Source organism: Vibrio sp. 1562, from assembly GCF_033340155.1.
GTDB classification, from domain to species: domain Bacteria; phylum Pseudomonadota; class Gammaproteobacteria; order Enterobacterales; family Vibrionaceae; genus Vibrio; species Vibrio alginolyticus.
In genome coordinates, this window is sequence record NZ_JAWOVY010000519.1 from 1 (window position 1) to 609 (window position 609).

The following is a 609-nucleotide window of genomic DNA, read 5'->3' on the forward strand; positions in this document are numbered from 1 at the left end:
CCCTGATCTGATGACTTTCGTCTCTGGTGTCTATTTACTATAGCTGCGCAGCCATATCGTCGGTTAGTTGGTTCAAACCTGCCGACAGTGCATCAACCAGAGCGTCGTAGCCTTCATCTTGCAATGGCATCAATATCTTTATTTGCGAGCTGCGAACGATGTTGCCGCTTGCATCGATGAGTAACCATTCACCTTCAATCTCCGCGTTACCTTGGTAGCTACCATTAAACTTGTTCAAAGTAAGTTGAAGCTTGGATTCTCCACTTTGATCCAGAAGATTATTCATTTCAACTGGCCAATAGTCGCTTTGTTTTTGGCGTAGCTCAGCCACAACACGTTGGGTAATTTGCTCAGAAATACTTTGAGCCCACTGGTGGCGTTTGGCTTGAACAATCTGAGTATCTGATGTGCGATACACAATACTATTGTCATTCAGGTAACTAGCGAGTTGAGCCGGGCGAATCACCAGTAAAGGTCGTTCTGCAATGCTCATCTGGTTAGACGTTTTTGTCTCAGCTTTAGGTAGGAGATACAGCGCCCCTGTTGTTTCTGGCGCGCTGCTGCATCCTGTCAATCCGGTTACAAGTGCTGTCGCTAATAAGAATACAC

Annotated in this window: 1 protein-coding gene; it reads right to left on the reverse strand. The window is 46.0% G+C overall.

Features of this window, described 5'->3' with window-relative positions; all coding sequences use genetic code 11:
- Positions 1–37: 37 nt before the first annotated feature.
- A partial coding sequence (locus R7Z49_RS26155) for a membrane integrity-associated transporter subunit PqiC (RefSeq protein ID WP_318112581.1) occupies positions 38–609 on the reverse strand: 572 nt, incomplete at its 5' end.